The sequence below is a fragment of the Cupriavidus sp. FW216-B1 genome (assembly GCF_058789195.1).
The window spans coordinates 325,820-346,338 of sequence record NZ_JBYTEL010000006.1; the positions used below are offsets into that span (position 1 = coordinate 325,820).

The 20,519-nt window shown below is 71.4% G+C and carries 26 protein-coding genes; 5 read left to right on the forward strand and 21 right to left on the reverse strand.

What is annotated here, in order from left to right; all coding sequences use genetic code 11:
* Positions 1–4: 4 nt before the first annotated feature.
* From nifE to nifH, 7 genes are all read right to left on the reverse strand, one after another.
* The gene (gene nifE, locus AC3WXD_RS15970; RefSeq protein WP_492324152.1) at positions 5–1,480 is read right to left on the reverse strand and encodes a nitrogenase iron-molybdenum cofactor biosynthesis protein NifE; all 1,476 of its coding nucleotides are present in this window, start codon (positions 1,478–1,480) and stop codon (positions 5–7) included.
* Between the two features lie 179 nt (positions 1,481–1,659).
* Positions 1,660–2,511: a hypothetical protein gene (locus tag AC3WXD_RS15975; protein WP_492324153.1), complete on the reverse strand. Its 852-nt coding sequence runs from the start codon at positions 2,509–2,511 to the stop codon at positions 1,660–1,662.
* 9 nt (positions 2,512–2,520) lie between these two features.
* Positions 2,521–3,000 carry a hypothetical protein gene (locus AC3WXD_RS15980; RefSeq protein ID WP_020202087.1) on the reverse strand — a complete coding sequence of 160 codons (480 nt, stop codon included), beginning with the start codon at positions 2,998–3,000 and terminating at the stop codon, positions 2,521–2,523.
* A gap of 34 nt (positions 3,001–3,034) precedes the next feature.
* Positions 3,035–3,355 carry a hypothetical protein gene (locus AC3WXD_RS15985; RefSeq protein ID WP_492324154.1) on the reverse strand — a complete coding sequence of 107 codons (321 nt, stop codon included), beginning with the start codon at positions 3,353–3,355 and terminating at the stop codon, positions 3,035–3,037.
* 15 nt (positions 3,356–3,370) lie between these two features.
* The gene (nifK, locus tag AC3WXD_RS15990; RefSeq protein WP_020202089.1) at positions 3,371–4,930 is read right to left on the reverse strand and encodes a nitrogenase molybdenum-iron protein subunit beta; all 1,560 of its coding nucleotides are present in this window, start codon (positions 4,928–4,930) and stop codon (positions 3,371–3,373) included.
* Between the two features lie 68 nt (positions 4,931–4,998).
* A complete protein-coding gene (gene nifD, locus AC3WXD_RS15995) occupies positions 4,999–6,462 on the reverse strand; it encodes a nitrogenase molybdenum-iron protein alpha chain (protein WP_020202090.1) in 1,464 nt (487 codons plus the stop codon).
* A gap of 66 nt (positions 6,463–6,528) precedes the next feature.
* On the reverse strand, positions 6,529–7,410 hold the full coding sequence (nifH, locus tag AC3WXD_RS16000; protein ID WP_020202091.1) for a nitrogenase iron protein: 882 nt from the start codon (positions 7,408–7,410) through the stop codon (positions 6,529–6,531).
* A gap of 394 nt (positions 7,411–7,804) precedes the next feature.
* Here nifH and AC3WXD_RS16005 point away from each other — a divergent pair, with 394 nt between their 5' ends.
* The 5 genes from AC3WXD_RS16005 (at position 7,805) to AC3WXD_RS16025 (ending at position 10,313) form a co-directional block, all read left to right on the forward strand.
* On the forward strand, positions 7,805–8,278 hold the full coding sequence (locus tag AC3WXD_RS16005) for a group II truncated hemoglobin (RefSeq protein WP_492324155.1): 474 nt from the start codon (positions 7,805–7,807) through the stop codon (positions 8,276–8,278).
* A 56-nt stretch (positions 8,279–8,334) separates the two neighbouring features.
* Positions 8,335–8,943 (forward strand): hypothetical protein, encoded by a 609-nt coding sequence (locus AC3WXD_RS16010; protein ID WP_020202093.1) that lies wholly within the window; start codon positions 8,335–8,337, stop codon positions 8,941–8,943.
* Positions 8,944–9,013: 70 nt separating this feature from the next.
* Positions 9,014–9,574, forward strand: coding sequence for an ankyrin repeat domain-containing protein (locus tag AC3WXD_RS16015; protein WP_059410657.1), 561 nt, complete (start codon positions 9,014–9,016; stop codon positions 9,572–9,574).
* A gap of 12 nt (positions 9,575–9,586) precedes the next feature.
* Positions 9,587–10,036, forward strand: a complete 450-nt coding sequence (locus AC3WXD_RS16020; RefSeq protein ID WP_492324156.1) for an ArsC/Spx/MgsR family protein — start codon at positions 9,587–9,589, stop codon at positions 10,034–10,036.
* A gap of 40 nt (positions 10,037–10,076) precedes the next feature.
* Complete coding sequence (locus tag AC3WXD_RS16025) at positions 10,077–10,313, forward strand: FmdB family zinc ribbon protein (protein ID WP_020202096.1); 237 nt, start codon at positions 10,077–10,079, stop codon at positions 10,311–10,313.
* On the opposite strand, the gene AC3WXD_RS16030 is transcribed toward AC3WXD_RS16025, so the two are convergent.
* The 14 genes from AC3WXD_RS16030 to nifB all read right to left on the reverse strand — a co-directional run bounded on the left by AC3WXD_RS16030 (position 10,310) and on the right by nifB (position 20,340).
* Complete coding sequence (locus AC3WXD_RS16030; RefSeq protein WP_492324157.1) at positions 10,310–11,977, reverse strand: flavin monoamine oxidase family protein; 1,668 nt, start codon at positions 11,975–11,977, stop codon at positions 10,310–10,312. The two genes, AC3WXD_RS16025 and AC3WXD_RS16030, sit on opposite strands and share 4 nt — an antisense overlap.
* An 8-nt stretch (positions 11,978–11,985) precedes the next feature.
* Positions 11,986–12,282, reverse strand: coding sequence for a 2Fe-2S iron-sulfur cluster-binding protein (locus AC3WXD_RS16035; protein ID WP_020202098.1), 297 nt, complete (start codon positions 12,280–12,282; stop codon positions 11,986–11,988).
* Positions 12,283–12,334: 52 nt separating this feature from the next.
* Complete coding sequence (locus AC3WXD_RS16040) at positions 12,335–13,207, reverse strand: SIR2 family NAD-dependent protein deacylase (RefSeq protein ID WP_492324158.1); 873 nt, start codon at positions 13,205–13,207, stop codon at positions 12,335–12,337.
* A gap of 9 nt (positions 13,208–13,216) precedes the next feature.
* Positions 13,217–14,380 (reverse strand): DegT/DnrJ/EryC1/StrS family aminotransferase, encoded by a 1,164-nt coding sequence (locus AC3WXD_RS16045; protein WP_492324159.1) that lies wholly within the window; start codon positions 14,378–14,380, stop codon positions 13,217–13,219.
* A gap of 7 nt (positions 14,381–14,387) precedes the next feature.
* Positions 14,388–14,648 carry a hypothetical protein gene (locus tag AC3WXD_RS16050; RefSeq protein ID WP_020202101.1) on the reverse strand — a complete coding sequence of 87 codons (261 nt, stop codon included), beginning with the start codon at positions 14,646–14,648 and terminating at the stop codon, positions 14,388–14,390.
* Between the two features lies 1 nt (position 14,649).
* A complete protein-coding gene (gene nifT, locus AC3WXD_RS16055) occupies positions 14,650–14,868 on the reverse strand; it encodes a putative nitrogen fixation protein NifT (RefSeq protein ID WP_020202102.1) in 219 nt (72 codons plus the stop codon).
* Between the two features lie 2 nt (positions 14,869–14,870).
* Positions 14,871–16,052 (reverse strand): cysteine desulfurase family protein, encoded by a 1,182-nt coding sequence (locus AC3WXD_RS16060; RefSeq protein WP_020202103.1) that lies wholly within the window; start codon positions 16,050–16,052, stop codon positions 14,871–14,873.
* Between the two features lie 118 nt (positions 16,053–16,170).
* Positions 16,171–16,566, reverse strand: a complete 396-nt coding sequence (locus AC3WXD_RS16065; RefSeq protein WP_454731009.1) for a DUF3024 domain-containing protein — start codon at positions 16,564–16,566, stop codon at positions 16,171–16,173.
* A complete protein-coding gene (locus tag AC3WXD_RS16070) occupies positions 16,563–16,838 on the reverse strand; it encodes a nitrogen fixation protein NifZ (protein ID WP_020423720.1) in 276 nt (91 codons plus the stop codon). Before AC3WXD_RS16070 ends, AC3WXD_RS16065 begins: the two co-directional genes overlap by 4 nt.
* Positions 16,835–17,209 carry a nitrogen fixation protein NifZ gene (locus AC3WXD_RS16075; RefSeq protein WP_492324160.1) on the reverse strand — a complete coding sequence of 125 codons (375 nt, stop codon included), beginning with the start codon at positions 17,207–17,209 and terminating at the stop codon, positions 16,835–16,837. Before AC3WXD_RS16075 ends, AC3WXD_RS16070 begins: the two co-directional genes overlap by 4 nt.
* Positions 17,202–18,041 carry a 4Fe4S-binding leucine-rich repeat protein gene (locus AC3WXD_RS16080; protein ID WP_492324161.1) on the reverse strand — a complete coding sequence of 280 codons (840 nt, stop codon included), beginning with the start codon at positions 18,039–18,041 and terminating at the stop codon, positions 17,202–17,204. Before AC3WXD_RS16080 ends, AC3WXD_RS16075 begins: the two co-directional genes overlap by 8 nt.
* 15 nt (positions 18,042–18,056) lie before the next feature.
* Complete coding sequence (locus AC3WXD_RS16085; RefSeq protein ID WP_020202108.1) at positions 18,057–18,461, reverse strand: HesB/IscA family protein; 405 nt, start codon at positions 18,459–18,461, stop codon at positions 18,057–18,059.
* 37 nt (positions 18,462–18,498) lie between these two features.
* A complete protein-coding gene (locus AC3WXD_RS16090) occupies positions 18,499–18,693 on the reverse strand; it encodes a 4Fe-4S binding protein (protein ID WP_020202109.1) in 195 nt (64 codons plus the stop codon).
* A gap of 48 nt (positions 18,694–18,741) precedes the next feature.
* Positions 18,742–20,340, reverse strand: a complete 1,599-nt coding sequence (gene nifB / locus AC3WXD_RS16095; protein WP_059410646.1) for a nitrogenase cofactor biosynthesis protein NifB — start codon at positions 20,338–20,340, stop codon at positions 18,742–18,744.
* Positions 20,341–20,519: the final 179 nt, after the last annotated feature.

Here is a 20,519-nt window from a genome sequence, read left to right on the forward strand (position 1 = left end):
GCCTTCAGGCCGGCACGGCGGCGGGTTGCGGGGCAAATTGCGGGGCAGGTTGCGGGACCGGTCGAGCGCCGGGCAGCGCGCCCAGGGTCTCGCCGTCGTCGCCCCACGGCGCCGGGATGCGCACCTGCTGCCACACCGGGTTGTGGATCGCGCGGTCGATCTCGTGCACCAGCTCGACGATGCCCTCGTAGCCGGCGTACGGATGGTGGCGCTCCTGGTTGATGTCCAGCCACGGCATGCGCGCCTTGAGCGCGACGAACTGCGAGCGCCCGCCCGAGAGCATGATGTCGGCGCGCGCCTCGCGGAGCATGTTGTACATCTCGCGCGGCGTCATGTCGTCGATCATGTGCGCGTCGTCGCCCATGATCTCCTTGATCTTCTGCTTGTCCTCGGCGGTGCTCTTCTTGATGCTGGTGCCGACGATCTCCAGCCCCGCCTCCTGCAGCGCCGCCACCACCGACCACGACTTCACGCCGCCGGTGATGAGCAGCACGCGCTTGCCGGCCAGGCGCTCCCGGTACCGCGCGATGCGCTGCCAGGCGCGCGCCTCCTCCGATGCGATCAGCCGCTCGGCGCGCGCCAGCAGGTCGTCGGGCGCGCCCTGGCGCACCAGCAGCGCGGCGATCTGCCGCAGCGTGTCGCTCATGTCGCCGATGCCGTAGAACGAGCCCTCGAAGTAAGGGATGCCGTAGCGCTGCTGCATCTTGGTGGCGATGTTGATCATCGACTTCGAGCACACCATCATGTTGACCCTGGCGCGGTGCGCGCCGGCGATCTCGTTGTAGCGGCCGTCGCCCGAGATGCACGACAGGATGCGGATGCCCAGCGCGTCGAGCAGCGGCTTGGTCTGCCACAGCTCGCCGGACAGGTTGTACTCGCCGATGATGTTGATGTCGTAGGGCGTGGTGTAGTCGGGCTCGCGCGTGCCGATCACGTAGTCCAGGATGGCCTCGCCGCCAAGCTTGTTGCCGAGGTTCTTGGGCCCGGCGAAGCCCGGCGCGTTGACCGGGATCACCGGCTTGCCGAACTTCTCGCTGGCGCGCTTGCACACCGCCTCGATGTCGTCGCCGATCAGCGCGGTGACGCAGGTCTGGTAGACGAACACCGCCGGCGGGTCGTATTTCTCGATGATCTCGCGCACGCTGCGGAACAGGCGCTTCTCGCCGCCGTAGATCACGTCGAGCTCGTTGATGTCGGTGGTGAAGCCGGTGCGGTAGAGCTGCGAGCCGGACGACGCCGCGTGGCGGTTGTCCCAGGCATTGCCCTCGCAGGCGATCGGCCCGTGCACCAAGTGGGCCACGTCCACCACCGGCTGCAGCGCGATCTTGGCGCCGTCGAACGCGCAGCCGCCCGCGGCCGCGCCGGGCGAGAGCTGCTTGGTGCAGCCCTTCTTGCGCTCCTTCTCGCTCTTGCCCTGGTTCTTGTCGCAACCGGGCTCGTCGAACACTTCGGCGATCTTGGCTTTCAGCGAAACTGACATGACGGGCTCCTTGCCGGTACGTACCCTTGCACTGGCAATTTCCGTACCACGCGCAAAGCGCCACAAAACCGACGCGGCGGCCACATGACAGTCAGGAAGACACGCGCCGGCACTGGTGTCTTGGCGCGTTTGAATGGATTGCGACAAAGCATTCGCGACACAGCGCCGGCGGCGCGCGCTCAGCGCCGGTCCGCGTTTTCGGCGCCAGTGCCCGTGCCGACCCCGGCACCGATCCCCGCCTGCGCGATGGCCCGCGCGCGCGCTTCCAGCAGCGCGTCCGGCTGTGCGGGCTCGCGCACGGCGAGAAAGGCGGCCAGCGCGCGGCGCAGGCTCGGCGCGCGCTGGTAGACGGCTTCGGCGTGGCCCGGGTAGGCGGCGTAGTCGCAGCAGCACACGGCCAGCAGCTGCTCGAAGCGCTCGGGCCGCGCCTCGGCCTCCACGCGCTCGAGCAGCGCGGCGATGGCGCCGGCGCGCAGGTCGCACGCGCGATGCACGCGGTCGCACTCCGCCACCGCCAGCAGCGTCAGGTCGAGCGCGTCGGCGGGCAGCGCGATGCGCCGCGCCAGCGCGGCCAGCAGGATCATGCCGCGCGCGCCGTGCCCGGGATGGCTCGGCCACACCGCCGGCGGCGTGCGGCCCATGCCGATCTTGTGCAGCAGCGCCGCCAGGCGCACCGCCAGCGGCGCGTTGCGGCGCGCGGCCTGGGCCAGCGCGCGCAACTGGTGCTCGCCGACGTCGAGCGGCTCCGGCCCGTCGGCGCCGTGCGGCACGCCGAACAGCGCGTCGAGCTCGGGCGGCAGGCGCTTGAGCCCGGCGCAGCCGCGCATGGCCGCGAAGAAGCCCAGCGGGTACGGCGCCATCAGCGCGCGCGCGAGCACCTGGCCGCGCTGCGCGGGCGTGAGCCGCTCGATGGCGTCCATCTGCACCGCGCTCACCATCAGCGCCTGCTCCGCCACGCCGAGCGTGGCGGCCTCGCTCTGCGCCGCCAGCAGCGCCAGCCGGATCAGGTCCTGCGCGGTGATGGTGGCCACGGCGCGCGCTCAGTTGTCGTCGGCCAGCACGTCGAGCGCCACCAGTTGCGCGTGCAGCGCGCGCCGCGCGCGCCAGTTCGGCGCGCCGGCCAGGCGCGGGTCGGCGCCCTCGAAGGCGCCGACCGCGTCGCGCTCGTTCCAGTAGATGCAGGCGCCGCCGCGCGCGTCCAGCGCCGCCGCCAGCGCCGCGCGCTCGCTCACCGGCTCGCGCCGGAACACGCCGCGCCCGAGCAGGTGGTCGGCGCGATAGAGCGGCGTGTCCCAGCCATGCTCGGCGCCGAGCGCGCTGATCGCCGGGTATTGCGCGCGCGCCGGCTCGCCGGGCTGGTGGCCCAGCAGCGCGAGCAGCGCGCGCGCCGTGGTCTGGTCATGGATTTCCCGGCGCGACAACGGGTCGGACGCCGCCACCTTGCGGGCGAAGTCCTCGTCGTCGTAGGCAAACCAGGCCCGCGGCACGCCGCCGGCCGGCAGTTCGACCACATAGATCACGGCACGCTCCCAATGCTGTTTACCCTGCCCCGCCCTACTCCACCCCTTCGGCCGCGGTCTTGGCCCAGATCGCGCGGCGGATGCGCTGCGCGATGCCGGACGGACTGGCGTCGAACGCGCGCTGCGCGGCCGCCAGCGCGCCCTGCGCGATGGCGGCTTCCGCGTGCGTCAGCGGCACGCGGCCGGCCATGTGCGTGGCGCCCGGCACCGCGCGGGCGATGCCCTGCCGGTTCGGGTGCTCGAGCACCGGCACCAGGCGGTCGGCCTCGCGCGCGCCGGCCAGGCAGACCCAGCCGTCGATCACCTCGACCTTGCGGCCGTCCTGCGTGAACTTGACCAGCACCGTGTCTGCCATGACGGCCTCCCTGCCTCAGCGGATGATGTCGTAGCTGTAGTCGGTCTGCGCGGCGACGATGGTGTTGGCATCGAGCGTCTCGAAGAACTCGTCGAGCAGCGTGACCAGGATCCGCAGCGCGCCGTCGTAGCCCCAGGTGGGGTAGCGGTGGTAGTGGTGGCGGTCGAAGATCGGGAACACCATGCGCACCAGCGGCGTCTTGGTGTCGCGCTCGAGGTACTTGCCGTAGGTGTTGCCGATCAGGAAATCCACCGGCTCGGTAAACAACAGCGAGCGCAGGTGCCACAGGTCGCGCTTGGGGTAGGCCTTGCAGCCGGCGCCATAGGGCGAGGCGTCGAACAGCGCCTGCACCTTGGCGGCCCAGGCCTCGTTGCCGTTGGTCGCCAGCACGTGGGCCGGCTCGGCGCCGAGCTCCAGCAGGAACTGCGTGTAGCCCAGCATCTGGTCGGGGTCGCCGTACAGCGCGAAGCGCTTGCCGTGCAGGTGGGCCTGGCTGTCGGCCATCGCGTCGACCAGCTGGCCGCGCTCCTTTTCCAGTTGCGCCGGGATCGGCTTGCCGGTCACGCGCGCGATCTCCATCAGGAAATGGTCGGTGCCGGCCACGCCGACCGGCGCGTTCAGCACCACCACTTCCTGGCCGTGCTCGGCGATGAACTTGCTGGTCTTCTCGCAGCAGTATTCCTGGAACACGAAGGTGGCCTTGGCGTGCAGCGCGCGCTCGACCTCTTCCTTGGTGGTGCCGCCTTCGTACATGCGGAACTCGCCGTCGGTCGGGGTGTTCCAGGTCTCCGACGGGTCGCAGATCACGTTGACCTGCACGCCGAACAGTTCGAAGATGCGGCGGATCTCCTTCATGTTGCCGACCACGTAGCCGTCGAAGCCGCCGATGAAGTTGACGCTCTCGTCGGGCACGCGCGCGAGCGGCGCGGTGGTGCCCGCCTTGCCGTCCCAGAAATGCTTGAGGATGCCGAGCAGCGCGTTGTCGTAGCCGGTGACGTGGCTGCCGACGAAGGCCGGCGTATGCGCGAACGGCACGTCGTAGTCCTCCGGCACGCTGCCCTTCTGCTTGCTGTTCTTGATGAAGGCGTCGAGGTCGTCGCCGATCACCTCGGCCATGCAGGTGGTGGAGACCGCGATCATCTCGGGCTTGTACAGACTGTAGGCGTTGGCCAGGCCGTCGATCATGTTGTTCATGCCGCCGAACACGGCGGCGTCCTCGGTCATCGAGGAGCTCACGCACGAGGTGGGCTCCTTGAAATGGCGCGAGAAATGCGAGCGGTAGTAGGCCACGCAGCCCTGCGAGCCGTGCACGAAGCTCAGCGTCTTGTGAAAGCCGTTGGCCACGTAGACCGCGCCGAGCGGCTGGCAGGCCTTGGCGGGATTGACGGTGAGCGAGTCGCGCGCGAAATTCTTCTGCTTGTAGTCCTCGGTCTTGGTCCACTCGACGATCTGCTTGACGGTCTCGTCGGCGTGGTTGAACTCGAAGTTTTCCTTCTTGGTGCGGAAGATCTCCTGGTATTCCGGCTCGCGGAACAGCAGTTCGTGGTCGAGGATCTTGTCTGCGGATTGCGGCATGGGGTACTCCTGATATGCGGTTGCTGTGGATGCGGCGCGCGCGGCCGGCAGGCGCCGGCCGCGCAGGCTCAGGCGGCTTTTTTCCAGGGCGCCTTGGCCAGGCCCCACACCGGGCTGGAGATCGCCATGTCCATGTCGCGCGCGAAGATGGCGAAGCCGTCGTAGCCGTGGTACGGGCCCGAGTAGTCCCAGCTGTGCATCTGGCGGAACGGCACGCCCATCTTCTGGAACACGTACTTTTCCTTGATGCCCGAGCCGACCAGGTCGGGCTGGACCTGCTCGACGAACTTCTCGAACTCGTAGCCGGTCACGTCGTCGTAGATCAGCGTGCCGTCCTTCACGTAGTGCGTGGTGCGCTGGTAGTCGTCGTTGTGGCCGAACTCGTAGCCGGTGCCGACCACCTCCATGCCGAGGTCCTCGTAGGCCCCGATCACGTGGCGCGGGCGCAGCCCGCCGACGAACAGCATCACCTTCTTGCCCTGCAGGCGCGGCTTGAACTTGGCGAGCACCGCGTCCATCAGCGGCCGGTACTTGGCGATCACCTTCTCGGCGTTGGCCTTGATGGTGTCGTCGAAGTGGCTGGCGATCTCGCGCAGGCTCTTCTCGATCATGGTCGGGCCGAAGAAGTTGTATTCCACCCAGGGAATGCCGTACTTCTCCTCCATGTGCCGGCTGATGTAGTTCATCGAGCGGTAGCAGTGCAGCACGTTGAGCTTGGCCCGCGGCGTGTTCTCCAGCTCGGCGATCGAGCCGTCGCCCGACCACTGCGCGATCACGCGCAGGCCGATCTCCTCGAGCAGGATGCGGCTGGACCAGGCGTCGCCGCCGATGTTGTAGTCGCCGATGATGGCCACGTCGTAGGGCGTGGAGACGAAGTCCGGGCGCTTGTCGGGGTCGGCCTTGTCGAACACCCAGTCGCGGATGGCGTCGTTGGCCAGGTGGTGGCCCAGCGACTGGCTCACGCCGCGGAAGCCCTCGCAGCGCACCGGCACGATGGTGTGGCCTTCGTACTGCTTGCTCTTGCGCTTGGAGACCGCCTCGATGTCGTCGCCGATCAGGCCGATCGGGCATTCGCTCTGGATCGAGATGCCCTTGTTCAGCGGGAACAGTTCCTGGATCTCGTCGATGATCTTGTCGAGCTTCTTGTCGCCGCCGAAGACGATGTCCTTTTCCTGGAAGTCGGAGGTGAACTGCATCGTCACGAAGGTATCGATGCCGGTGGTGCCGATGTAGTAGTTGCGGCGCGCGGCCCACGAATACTGGCCGCAGCCCACCGGGCCGTGGCTGATGTGGATCATGTCCTTGATCGGGCCCCACACCACGCCCTTGGAGCCGGCATAGGCGCAGCCGCGGATGGTCATCACGCCGGGCAGCGACTTGATGTTGGATTTGACGCCACAGTCGGGCTTGCCGTCCTCGAAGGTGCCCAAATGCTTGGCGCGCCGCTTGGCCATCTTTTCGGGATAGGCCTTCAGCACTTCGTCGATCAGGGCCTTGTTCGCGGCCTTGCGCTCTTCAACGGTGGCGCTCATGGAAATACTCCGTAAGTAGATTGAGATTGCCGGGCGGGCCGCCTGCGCGGCCCGCCGCGCGGGTCGTTACGCGACCAGTTCCTGGGCCGACTTGCCGACCTGCGATTCGTCGACGGCCTTCATGATCCCGTGCTCCATCAGCAGGTCTTCGAGCTGATCCATCGTGATCGGGGTCGGGATGGTGCCGTTGCCGGCGTTGTTGTGGATCTTGGTGGCGAGCTGGCGGTACTCGCCGGCCTGCTTGGAGTCCGGCGCGAACTCGAGCACCGTCATGCGGCGCAGCTCGGCGTGCTGCACGATGTTGTCGCGCGGCACGAAGTGGATCAGCCTGGAGCCCAGCATCTTCGCCAGCGCCTCGGCCAGCTCGAGCTCCTTGTCGGTCTGGCGCTCGTTGCACACCAGCCCGCCCAGGCGCACGCCACCGCTGTTGGCGTACTTCAGGATGCCCTTCGAGATATTGTTGGCCGCGTACATGGCCATCATCTCGCCCGACATCACGATGTAGATCTCCTGCGCCTTGTTCTCGCGGATCGGCATGGCGAAGCCGCCGCACACCACGTCGCCGAGCACGTCGTACGAGACGTAGTCCACGCCGTCGTAGGCGCCGTTCTCCTCGAGGAAGTTGATCGAGGTGATGACGCCGCGCCCGGCGCAGCCGACGCCCGGCTCCGGACCGCCGGACTCCACGCAGCGGATGTCCTTGTAGCCGATCTTCATCACGTCCTCGAGTTCGAGGTCTTCCACCGAGCCGGCCTCGGCGGCCAGCGAGAGGATGGTGTCCTGCGCCTTCGCGTGCAGGATCAGGCGGGTCGAGTCCGCCTTGGGATCGCAGCCGACGATCAGGATCTTCTGGCCGAGATCGGTCAGCGCCGCCAGCGTGTTCTGCGAGGTGGTCGACTTGCCGATGCCGCCTTTGCCGTAGAAGGCGATTTGCCGAAGTTGAGACATTGCAGTTCTCCAATCAGGAAGAAGGATTGATACCAAGGTTGCGTAGCCGCGACCATGTCAGCCTGTCGTGCCTGTATGGGTCTTATTCTGTCGAGTCACGCCCCGGCCGGACCAGTGTCCGCGCAAGCCCTCAACAGCAGCTTCCATGCCATGCGCGCGCGGCGCCCCGCCGGATGCGCCCCGAATGTCCGCGAACGGCGCGGCAGCGCGGCTTTGCGGGATGCCGCGCGCGGCCGGCGCCGGCGCGCGCGGGCTTGTCGGGAACCCGACAAAGCGTGCGAACTTCGTCGCGAACGGCACTGCCCGGACGCGCCGCGCGCGCGGCCGCATGCGCCAATGCGTGCCGCATGCGCGGTTTCCCGGGCTGGTACGGTTATTGCGGAAATGCCGTGCCATGAACACACCAGCAACCCGACCCGATCCCGCCGCGCAGCCTGCGCAACCGACGCCGGCCACGCAGCCGACGCAGCCCGCGGCGCAACGCGCGCGGCCGACGCACTACGAGCGCCTCGGCGGCGACGCCGCGGTCGCGCGGCTGGTCGACGCCTTCTACCGCCACATGGACACGCGCGCCGACGCGCGCGGCATCCGCGCCATGCACGAGCCCGACCTGTCGCCGACCAAGGCGGTGCTGGTGAGCTACCTGTGCGAATGGCTCGGCGGCCCGCCGCGCTATTCCACGCAGCGCGGCCATCCGCGCCTGCGCATGCGCCACGCCGGCTTCGCCATCGGCGCGGCCGAGCGCGACGCATGGCTGGCCTGCATGCGCGCCGCGCTCGACGAGACCGGCGCCGATGCCGCGCTGCGCGACGAACTGATGCCCGCCTTCTTCAAGATCGCGGACTGGATGCGCAACCCCCGAACCTGATTCCGCCCCGACCCGAGCCACCCGCCCATCACGCTTTCCACCGACAAGGACCCGCCATGCCCGCCACGCTTGCCCGCAAGGAGATCGACGACACCGCGTTCGCCCGTCTCGAACACGAAGGCCGCCTGCTCAACCCGCTGCTCAAGGCCCCCACCGGCAAGTCCGGCCGCTTCGGTTTTCGCGGCGAGCTCGCGCTGCGCTTCGCGCCCAGGCTCGCCGACGAGGCCCGCCCGCCCGAGCTGACCTGCGACCAGGTGATGGCCGTGGCCACCATCGGCGAGAAGCAGTTGCCGTTCTTCGCCGGCTACCTGCTGAGCTTCGAATACCTGAAGGACGTGGCCGAGGTGCTCGGCGACACGCTGACGGCCGGCGGCAAGTACTTCCTGTTCTGCGACAACATCGACCTGAGCAGGAAATACCAGGTGCCGTACAAGGGCGCGATGTTCTACGTGCTGCCCATCTTCGAGTCCACCGTCTACAACGAGATGCTCGAACTGCTGTACCTGGAGAAGAACGACCTGAAGAAGCGCGACACCGCCGGCAAGCTCGACGCGGTGGCCGACGCCGCGCTCCGCTTCGACGTGACCTTCGACACCATCACCTACGCCGAAGGGCTGGAGCTGATGGGCCCGGTGCGCAACCCCAACGAGAACCGCCCGGTCTGATCCCCCGCGGGCGCCGGCCGCCTTCGCCCGGCGGCGCCTTCCGACCCACGCCAGACAGCGAGACGCCACCATGATCCCGTCCACCGACACCGCGCTGGCCGTCGCCGGCCGCGTCATCGAGGCCACCGCCGAAGCGGCCGGCGCCGGCGCGCCGCCGGTCATCCCCGCGGCGCTTGCCACGTGGCTGGCCTATCACGACTTCCCGGACCTGCACGCGCGCGCCGCCAACGGCGACACACCGCTGATGCGCGCGGCCTGGCGCGGCGAGGACGCGGTGGCCGCGGCGCTGCTGGCCTACGGGGCCGCGCCCGGCGCGGTCAACGACGACGGCAACGGCGCGCTCTGGTTCGCCTGCCTGCACGGCAACCCCGTGACCATCGTGCGCCTGATCCAGGCCGGCGCGCCGGTCGACCACGCCAACGACGACGACATCACCTGCCTGATGCAGGCCGCGGCCAGCGGCCGCCTGGAGGTGCTGCAGATCCTGCTGGCGCACGGCGCCTCGGCCAACCTGTACGCGCCCGACGGCCGCAGCGCGCTCGACATGGCCGCCGAGCGCGGCCTGCAGTTGCTGCGCGCGGCGCGCCGCATGGCCATGCCCGCGCTCGACGCCGCGCTGCGGGAAGCCTGAGAGAAACCGCCCATGAGCCATATCGTCTTCTATGAAAAACCCGGCTGCGGCGGCAACGCGCGGCAAAAGGCGCTGCTGCGCGCGGCCGGCCACACGCTGGAAGTGCGCGACCTGCTGCGCTGGCCCTGGACCGGCGAGGCGCTGCTGGCCTACCTGGCGCCGCTGCCGGTCGGCGCGTGGTTCAACCGCGCGGCGCCGCGCGTCAAGGCCGGCGAGGTGGTGCCCGAGGAACTCGACGCCGGCACCGCGCTGGCCCTGCTGCTGGCCGAGCCGCTGCTGATCCGGCGCCCGCTGATGGCGCACGGCGAGCGGCGCATGGCGGGCTTCGACGTCGCCGCCGTGCACGCATGGGTCGGGCTCGGCGCCGACACCCCCGCCGCGGACCGGCCGCTGGAGGGCTGCGCGGCGGCCGCGGGCCACTGCGCCGCGCGGCCCGATGCCGGACCGAAGCGACCCGAATGAATCGCATGAATCCCATGAATCGCGTTGAACGGAGTTGACGATGCCGCTGTACGACTATCTTTGCCAGGCCTGCGGGCACCGCTTCGAGACGCTGGTGCGCGCCGGCGCCACGCCGGCCTGCCCGCAATGCGGCGGCACCGCGCTGGACAAGCAGGTCAGCGCGCCGGCCGCGCCCGGCAAGAGCAAGGCCATCGTCGCCGCCGCGCGCCGGCAGGCCGCGCGCGAAGGCCACTTCAGCCAGTACAGCGCGGCCGAGCGCAACAAGCTGCTGCGCTAGGCCGGCCGCCGTGCGATCTCCGCGTGGCTGCCCGGCCCGTCGCTGCCCGGCCGCGCGCCGGCCGCCAGCAGCCGCGCGTTCAGCGCCAGCGCGAACTCGCGCCACGCCGCCGCCAGGTCGAGCACGATGGCGCGCTGCAAGGCCGCGTCCGGCCGATGCTCCTCGGGAAAACCGGACAGCGCGCACGCGCTGCCGTTGAAGGCCAGCGCCGCGTCCATGAGCTGCCGGTTCCAGCCGTCGAAGACGGCCAGCAGCGCCGGCGTCAGCGCATGCCGGCCGGCCTGCGCCGGACCCGCGCGGCCGGCGCCGAGCCCAGGCAGCAGCGTGTCGAGCGCGTCCAGCGCCTCGCTGTAGACCTGCTCCGCGGTGGCCAGCAGCGCGCGCTGCGTCGGCTGCTGCGGCTGCTGGCTCGACAGCAGCCGCTCCAGGTGCTGGCGGTAGCGCGAGGGCGCCTGCTCGCGGCGCGCCGACACGCAGGCGGCAAACGCCGCGCGCGCCTCGGCCGCACTGTCCTCATTGCCGTCATTGCCCGCATCGCCGCCGGCGCCGTCCGCCGCCGGCGCCAGCGCCCGCGCGATGCGCGCCGCCGCTTCCAGCGCGCCTTCGAGGTGGCCGGCGCCATGCGCGGCGCTCTCGCTGCCGCCGAAATGCAGCCGCCCCGACCAGTGCGCCAGGCGCAGCCCGGGATCGGCCTGGGGCAGCGCCGCCGGGCCGGCGCGGTCGGCGCGGCTGCAGGTCCACGGCTCGTCGGCCCAGTCGAGCAGATGCTGGCGGCCGCCGTGCTGCGCCTCGGCGCCGTACAGCTGGGCCAGCTGGCTCTCCACCAGCAGCGCGGTGCCGCGCCGGAACTCGGCGCGCTGCGCCGCGCCGAGCGCGACGAAGCCGCCCAGCGCGCCGGCCTCGGTGGCGTCGTCGCTGGCATCGAACACCTCGCCCAGCATGGCCTGGGCATGGCGCACGAAGGCATTGCCCGAATGCCCCGCCTGGCGCCAGAACGGGCGGGCGTAGGTGGTCACCACCTTGGCCTGCGCCGCCATCCAGGTCGGCGTGGCGGCGAGCATGCCGGCCAGCGCCGCGGGCAGCGGCGGCTCGAAGGCGATGCGCTCGTGCGCCAGGCGCGGCGGCAGGGCCAGCACCACGTGGCGCGCGCGCAGCAGGCGCGTGCCGCCGCCAGCTTCGAGCTCGAGTTCCAGTTCGACGTGGGTGCCGCGGTCGCGCAGCCGGCGCAGCGCGCTGCCGGTGCGCAGGCTGCCCGCCGGCAGCGCGTCGGCCAGCGCCGCCACCAGGCGCTGCGCGCCGCCGGCGATGCGGCGCGCGCCGGCATGCACGCCGCCGGGCGCCATGCGCCGCTCGGGCGCGCGGTTCGGGTCGGTGAGCCAGAGCGCGTCGCCGGGGTCGTGCTGGGGCCGGCTGGCCAGCCCGAGCTCGTCGAGCAGCGCGGCGACGCGCGGCTCGGTCTCGGGCCAGAACCACGCCGGGCCGAGGTCCAGCATCTGTCCGGTGGCTTCACAGCGCCGCGACAGCGCGCGGCCGCCGAGCCGCGCGCGCGCCTCGACCAGCACCAGCGAGCGCCCCTGCGCGTGCAGCGCGCGCGCCAGCGCGAGGCCGCACACCCCGGCGCCGACGATGGCCACGTCGGCCAGCAGCGCTTCGACCCCGGCCACGGCGCGGCTCAGACGAAGCTCAGCAGCTCGACCGTCACCGGCTCTTCGCCCAGCACCGCCTGGCAGGCCAGGCGCGACTTGGCGCCGACGCCGACGATGGTGTCCAGCTTCTCGTTCTCGCCGCGCTGGATCTTCGACAGGCTCTTGCGCCCCTCCTGCACGAAGACGTGGCAGGCGCCGCATTCGGCCTTGCCGTCGCACTTGTGCGCGATGGGCTCGCCGCTGGCGAGCAACGCCTGCAGCAGCGTGGCGCCGGCGGCCACGTCATAGGTCTTGCCGGCGGGCAGTACGGTCAGTGCGGTCATGATTTCGGTTTCTCCGGTTGGTTTGCGATGCATGAAAAAGCGCCGGGCGCCGCTACGCGGCCAGGGCGGGCCGCAGCGCGGCCACCAGCGCGTCGGCGAACGCCGGCAGCGGCATGGCGATGCGCGCGATGCCCTGCTCTTCCAGGAAGCGCGCCTCCATGCGCGTGGGCGCGTCGGGCAGCACCGCCCAGTGCGCGCCAGACGAGCGCTTCATGATCTGGCGCGCGAAGCTGCGCGTGAGCTGGTCGTCGAAGCGGCAGCCCAGGAACAGGAAGCCGCGCCCGCCGCGCCAGGCCTGCACGGCCGGCGGGATCGGGGTCTGGATGTCGATCTCGGTCAGCACCTCGACGTAGTCGCTGTCGGACACCAGGTAGTTGGCGGCCGGCGCGTGGCCGCCGATCGGCTTGTACAGCAGCGCGCCGGCGGCGGGCACGTCCGGCAGCGGCTCGCCGTGCGGGCCGTAGGCGCCGAACCACGTGCCGAAATGCTCGGCCTGCGACAGGCCCTGCACCTGCGCCCAGCCGCCGCGCGGGCGCGCCTGGGCCAGCGCGGCGGCGAAGGTGTCGTCGTACCAGGTGTCGACCCACAGCCCCGCGCCGCTGGCGGCCAGCGCCAGATGCAGCGGCGACGGCGACGGCGTGGCGGCGAAAGCCTCGTTCAGCAGGTTGACCACCGACTTGCGGTGCTTGAAGTTCTCGATGAACTGCGCGGCCTGGGTGAGCCGCTTGCGGATCTTGTGCGGCACGCTGATGCGCGCGGTCAGAAGCTCCGCCAGCGCCACCGGCGTGGCCGGCACGGCGGCGTCGGCGCACAGCGCCAGCAGCCCCGGGCCGAGGTAGGGAATGATGGCGCCGGCATTCAGGTGGCGGGCGATCTGATCGATGTCGGTTGGGTCAATGTCGGTTGGGTCAATGTCGGCGGGCATGTCCGGACCTCAGAGATAGATGGCGGCGCCGGCACCGACGTTGGTCGCGGTGTCCTTGAGCGTCTTGACGATATACTTGACCTGGCTGGCGTCGAGCTGCGCGTGCAGCGGCAGCGCCAGCGCGCGGTCGCCGATGCGCTCGGTGTCGGGCAGCAGGCCGCGCTTGTGCGCGGCCGCGTCGCCGGTGTTCATGTAGTGGAACTGCTGGTGCAGCGGATGGCTGTAGGGCGCGGTCTCGATGCCGCAGGACCGCATGTCGTCGATCATCTGCGCGCGCGCGCTCTGCGTGAAGCGCTTGCCCAGGTGCACCACGTAGAGCATCCAGTGGACTTCCTCCACGTCCTCGGCGAGGTACGGCGGCTTGATGCCCTCGAAGCTCTGCATCTGCTCCTGATACCAGGCCTCGACCTGCTTGCGCCGCGCCAGCCGCTCGTCGAGCCCGGCGAGCTGCGCCAGCCCGAGCGCCGCGGTCAGCTCGCTCATGGCGCCCTGCAGCGGCACCCGCGCGCCGACCGAGACCGAGGCGCGGTCGGCCACGCGGCGCTGGCGCAGGTAGCGCAGCTCGTGCGCGAGCCGCTCGTCGTCCGTGACCAGCATGCCGCCCTCGCCGGTGCACAGCGCCGACGGCGCCGAGAAATCGAACACCGCCACGTCGCCGAAGGCGCCCACGCCGCGCCCCCTGTAGCGCGAGCCGAGCGCCTCGGTGCTGTCCTCGATCAGCGCCACGCCGTGCGCGTCGGCCAGTTCGCGCAGCGGGCCCCAGGCGGCCGGATGGCCGTTGGTGTTGCCGGCCAGGATGGCGCGCGTGCGCGGGCCGATCCTGCGCGCGGCCTTCTCGGCGCTGAGGCAGCCGCTCCAGTAGTCGATGTCGGCGAACACCGGCGCGGCGCCGGCCAGCGTGACGGCGTGCGCGACCTGATGCCAGGTGTGCGCGGCGCACACCACTTCGTCGCCGGGGCCGATGCCCAGCGCGCGCAGCGCGATCCAGGTGCCGGCGGTGCCGCTCGCCACCGCCACCGCGTGGGCGCGGCCGGTCCAGCCGGCGAAGGCGCGCTCGAACGATTCGCGCATGGGCCCGTCGCTCCAGCGCGCGGATTGCAGCACCGCGCCGACCAGCTCGGCTTCGCGCGCGCCGCAGTCGGGCTCGCTGAGGGAAATGGCGTCGATTTCCATGTGCGGCCTAGTCCTGCGTCAGGATCAGCGCGTCGGCCTCGTCGGGCCGCTGCGTGACGGACCAGCAGTGCCCGTTCGACGCCGCCAGGTAGACGCTGCGCGCGCCCAGGCGCAGCGCGGCGGTCTCGTCGCGCATGTCGAGCGCGTCGACCAGCAGCGCGCGCACGCCGGGATGGCGCGCGCGCCACTGGGCGGCGGCGTCGCGCAGCGTGGGCGCCGCGCCCACCAGCTCGGCGGCGGCGCGCAGTTGTTCGGTGCTCAGGCCCATCTCATTCCTCCTTGCCGGCGATGCGCCTGGCCTCGACGGTGATCGGCAGCGGCGTGTCGGCCGCCATGACCGGCAGCTCGAGCTGCCAGCCGTTGGCCAGCGTGACCAGGCCGCCCCACATGCCGGGCTGCGCCATCGCCACGATGGGCTCCTCCAGGTCCTTCTTCGGCACGTAGGCGCTGAGCGCGCCTTTGCTGTCCTTGCGGATCATCACTTTCATGGTCAGGGCTCCAGCGTTGCGTCATGGGTTCGGTGGGCGGGCATGTCGTCTTCGAGCAGCGGCGCCAGCAGCGGCGGCAGCCCGGCCACCACGTGCCCGATGTTCTGCGCCGTGGTGGTCTCGCCGAGCGACAGGCGCACGGCCGCCAGCGCCTCGTCGCGCGGCACGCCCATCGCCGCCAGCACGTGCGACGGCTCGCTGCCGCCGGACGAGCAGGCGGCGCCCGAGGAAGCGGCCACGCCCAGCTGCCCGAGCCGCTGCAGCACCACCTCGGCCGGCAGCCGGCCGAAGCGCAGGTAGCTGGTGCCGGGCAGGCGCGGCGCCTGCGCCGAGAACACGTGCACGGCCGGCAGCGCGCGCCGCAGGCCCTGCTCCAGCATGTCGCGCAGCGCGGCCTGCCGCGCCGCCTCGCGCGCCAGGTCGTGCTGCGCATCGCCCAGGCGCGCCAGCGCCGCGGCGAAGCCGGCGATGGCGGGCAGGTTCTCGGTGCCGCCGCGGCGGTGCCGCTCCTGGCTGCCGAACAACTGCGGCACGATCGCGCAGCCCTGGCGCAGCAGCAGCGCGCCGGCGCCCTTGGGCCCGCGCAGCTTGTGCGCGGAAAGCGAGACCGCGTCGACGCCGAGCGCGGTGAAATCGAAAGGCAGCTTGCCGGCCAGTTGCGTGGCGTCGACGTGCATGCGCGCGCCGGCGGCGCGGGCCAGCTCGCGCACCGCGGCCACCGGCATCAGCACGCCGGTTTCGTTGTTGGCGGCCATCAGCGAGACCAGCGCCACGCCGGGGCCGATCAGCCGGGCCGCGCTGTCGAGGTCGAGCGTGCCGTCGGCGTGCACGGCGATGAAGTCCACCGCGATGCCGCGCGCGGCCAGCGCGTGCGCCAGGCGCAGCTGGCCGGCGTGCTCCACCGCGCCGAACACCAGCCGCCCGCGCCCGCCGGCGGCCGCGTGCAGCCCCAGCACGGCGAGGTGGCCGGCCTCGGTGGCGCCGCTGGTGAAGATCAGCTCGGCCGGCTTGCAGCCGAGCGCGCGCGCGGCGGTGGCGCGCGCCGCCGCCAGCGCGCGCCGGGCTTCCTCGCCGGGCGCGTGCTGCGACGACGGGTTGGCCCAGGCGCCGCTCAGCGCGGACAGCATGGCCTGCGCCACGGCAGGCGCCGGCGGCGTGGTCGCGTTGTGGTCGAGGTAGATCATCGGGCTCCGCCTGTTTCGCGTTTTTCGCTGCTTGCGCGTCTTGCGCTGCTTGCGCTTCCCGCGCTCGTTCCGTTCCGTGCGCCGGTTCCGTGCCGCCGGCGGTGGCCGCTGCGCCGTTTCATGGCCAGTACACGCGCTCGGCATCGACGCACAGCGCGTCCAGCAGCGGGGCCAGCTCGGCGCTGCGCTGGCGCAGCACCCAGCACCGCGCCGCGTGGTCGCGCGCGTGCAGGCACCACTGCCCCTCGCCATCGCGCGCCAGCCAGGCGATGTCGATCAGCCCGCCCGCGGCATCCACGTTGCGCGAGCAGCACGGGCTTTCGATGCGCAGGCCCTGCGCCTCGCGCAGCACGCGCGGCCGCACGTAGCGGTAGCGCGCGCGCTGGCGCAGGGCGCGCTCGACGCGGTAGCGGGTCAGGTCCAGCACGCCGCCCTCGCCGCCCTCGCCGCTGTCACTGCCGACGCCGCGGCCTCCCGCGTCGGCGTCCCGCGGCGCGCGCCCGGCGGACGTCATGCCGCCGCTCCGCCCTGGGGCAGCAGCCCGGCGGGCGCGGGCGCGATCTCGTCCTCGGTGCAGCCGACCACGCAGCCGCCGAACTCCACCAGGTAGACCGGCTCGCCGCTTTCCACCACCTGCCCGACGTTGACGATCTCGCCCACGCTGCCGGCCTCGGCCAGGCATTCGCCGTCGGCGCGGCCCGGGTAGCTGCCGTCGTTGCGGAGGTCGTCGAGCGCGATCACGCGCATGCCCCATGAGTAGGCCGCGGGGGCCGCCAGCATGTTCATGCTGTCCGCTCCCGCGCCGCGCCGGCGCCGGTATCCGCGCCCATCGCGCGCAGCGCCCCGGCGCGCTCGCCCAGGCGCGCCAGCACGTCCTCGGGCAGGTTGTCGAGCGTGCACAGCTCCTTGGCGCGCATGCCGACGCGGTGGCCGCTCTCGACGAAGTCCACCGCGTAGATGTAGAACTGCTGCAGGAAAGTGTTGATGGCGGTGACGTAGCCGATCTCGCCGCGCGCCACCAGCACCTCGCCGATGTCCTTGCCGTTGTAGGTGCCGTCGTTGCGGATCACCGAGCGCGCGATCACGCGCTCGCCATAGTGGAAGCGCGGCGGGAAGGCGACCTCGATCAGGTCGTCGTCGCGGTTGATGTCAGACATGGAGTGCTCCTTGCCGGCTGCCGGCGGTGGGAACGGACGCGGGGACGGACGCGGGCGCCGCCATGCGGCGCTCCCGCACCGCGCGGCGCACCTCGGGATCGGGATCGTCGGCCAGCGCCGCGAGCGCGGCGCGTTCGGCGCGCTGCGCCACTTCCCAGCGCACGCGCCAGTCGGCGTCGCCCGCCATGCCGGCCAGCAGCGCCGGCGGCAGGCGCTGCGCCACGATGCGCCTGACCTCGGCTTCCGGGTCGCGCGCCAGGCGCCACAGCGCCGGCATTTCCAGGCGCTGGGCCACGCGCATGCGCACGCTGCGCTCGGCGTCGGCGGCCATCGTCGGCAGCAGGGCCGGCGGCAGGCGCCGCGCCACCAGCTCGCGCACGCCGTAGTCGGGGTCGTAGCGCAGCGCCGCGAGGTCGGGCGGCGCCAGGCGCAGCGCCACGCGCATGCGCACCTCGCGGTGCGGGTCCGCGGCAAGCCGGCGCAGCTGCGCCAGCGGCAGCCGCAGCGCCGCCTGCAGGCGCACGGTCTCGTCGGGATCGGCGGCCAGCGCCGGCAGGCGGAAGACGTCGGCATGGCGCGCGGCGATGGCGCGCACCTCGAAGTACGGGTGCGCGAGCTGCGCGTTGCCCTGCTCGGGATGCCAGCGGAAGAAGCGGTCGATGCGGCGCGCGTAGGCGTCCTGCATGCAGGCGTGGCCCGGCTCGCAGCCGCGCTGGTCCGGCAGGCCGCGCAGCGCGGCGTATTCGCAGCCGGCGCAGTCCACCGGGCCGCCCCGCCAGTGCCGCGCGGGAATGTCCCCGGCGGGCGGGCGCACCGCATCGATGGCATCCATGTCCGCGCTCCGCGTTCAGGACGCCCGCGGCGGTGCCGGCGGCCGGCCGCGGCCGATCGCGCCGACCTCGATGCGCGCCACGCCGGGCTCCGCCGCCGCCGAGCTGCCGCAGCCGCACGCGCCCTGCGCGGGATTGAAGAAGGTCAGCCCCGACTGCGTGGGCGTGTCGGCGAAGTCGATGGTCACGCCGTCGAGCATCAGCCGGCTGGCCGCCGGCAGGAACAGGCGCAGGCCGTCGGCCTCCAGCACCTGCTCGCCGGGCTGCGGCGCCGGCTCCGCGCTGAATTCCGCGTTGTAGCCCGAGCAGCCGCCCGCGCTCACGAGCAGGCGGAAGCCGGCGCCGGCCGGCAGCCCCGAGAAACGCACGATGCGGCGCATGAACTTGTCCGCGGCGGGAGTGATGGTGAGGTTGGGCAGCATGGTTCGGCTTCTCTCCTGGGTAGTGGGCGGCCCGGCTTCAGGCCGGGACGATGCAGCCGTCCACCGGGCACACCGCGACGCATTGCGGATCGTCGTAGTGCCCCTCGCATTCGGTGCATTTCTTGGGGTCGATGACAAAGATGCCGCCCTTCTCGCGGATGGCGACGTTGGGGCATTCGGGCTCGCAGGCCGAGCAGCCGGTGCAGGTCGAAGCGATGATCTTGAGGGACATGATGACTCTCTTCTGTGTTTTCTCTTGTGTGGGGAATGGCTGGCGGCGTCAGGCCACCTCGGCGGCGCCCGCGGTGTAGGCGCCCTGCCGGATCGCGGCGTCGCCGCGGTCCCGGTGCGCGACCGCGCCGCTGGCCACGCGGCCGCGGTAGTCGTCGAACCAGGCCAGCGCCGCCTTCTCGATGAACTCGCCGACATACTGGTCCACCGGCTCGATGCCGGCCTGGGCCAGCTCGTCCTTCGGGCAGGCGCCGATCTTGGCCACCAGCACCGCGTGGCAGTCGTTGATGGCGCGCACCACCGAGGGCAGCTGCTCGTCGTCGCCGTAGCCGCCCTGGCAGTACAGGTCCACGCGCCGGTGGCCAACGAACAGCGCCTCGCTGGCCGACACCTCGAAGATCTGGAATTCCGTGACGTGGCCGAAATGCTCGTTGACGCGGCCGCCGCCCTTGGTGGCCACCGCCACCAGCACCTTGAGCGGATCGGTGGCATCTAGCGCCCGCGCCGCGGCCAGCGCCTCTTCCTTGGCGGCGTGCTGGGCCTGGCGCTCGGCCTCGACCCGGCTCTGGTACTCGCGCCGGCGGTCGAGGTCGTAGACCACTTCCATCTGCTCGATCTTGTCGAGCGTGAATTCCTCGCTGCGGTCCTCGCCCAGCAGGCCGACCGCGTCGGCGCGGCACTGGCGGCAGTGGCGCATCAGGTTGGCGCCGCCCATGCAGGCGTCCTGCACCGCCTTGAGCTCCTGCGCGCTCGGCCCGCGCTGGCCGTTGAGGCCGAAGTAGGTGCCGTGCTCGGGCTCGGAGATCAGCGGCATGATGTTGTGCAGGAACGCGCCGCGCTTCTTGACCTCGCGGTTCACCTCGATCAGGTGCTCGTCGTTGATGCCGGGGATCAGCACCGAGTTGATCTTGGTCAGCACGCCGCGCGCGGTCAGCATCTCGAGGCCCTTCATCTGCTGCTCGTGCAGGATGCGGGCCGCCTCGTAGCCGGTGACGCGCTTGTGCTCCCAGAAGATCCACGGGTAGATCTTCTCGCCCACGGCGGGATCGACCATGTTGATGGTGATGGTGACGTGGTCGATGTTGTACGTGCAGATCTCGTCCACCAGCTCGGGCAGTGCCAGGCCGTTGGTGGAGATGCACAGCTTGATGTCGGGCGCCTGCTCCTGCAGCATGCGGAAGGTGTCGAAGGTCTTCTTCGGGTTGGCCAGCGAGTCGCCGGGGCCGGCGATGCCGAGCACCGTCATCTGCGGGATCTCGCTCGCCACCGCGACCACCTTCTTGACGGCCTGCTCGGGCGTGAGCTTCTGCGAGACCACGCCCGGGCGCGATTCGTTGGAGCAGTCGTACTTGCGGTTGCAGTAGTTGCACTGGATGTTGCAGGCGGGCGCCACCGCGACGTGCATGCGCGCGTAGTGGTGATGCGCTTCCTCGGAGTAGCACGGGTGGTTCTTCACCTTTTCCCAGATCTCCGCCGGCATGTCGTCGGGGCCGCCCGAGGAACCGCAACTGGCCTTGCCCTCGCCGCCCTGCGTGCCGCAGCCGCCGCCGGCGGCGGGCACGTCGGCCTTGGCGCCGAGGGGGCGGATCTGGCCGATGCCGATGTAGGTGGTGGCGGGCATGGCGCCGGCATTCGAGCTCGCTTGCATGGAAATCTCTCCTCGCCACCGACCACGGTCGCGTGCAAGCGTTAAAGCCAAATCCATGCCACCCGGCAAGATGCTTGCCGATCAAGGACTTAGCGGCATCCGCGGGGATTTTGTCGCAACCCCGCGGGCGCCGCGCACCGACAGTCCGGCCCGATTCTGTCGGTCTTGCGACAAAGCGC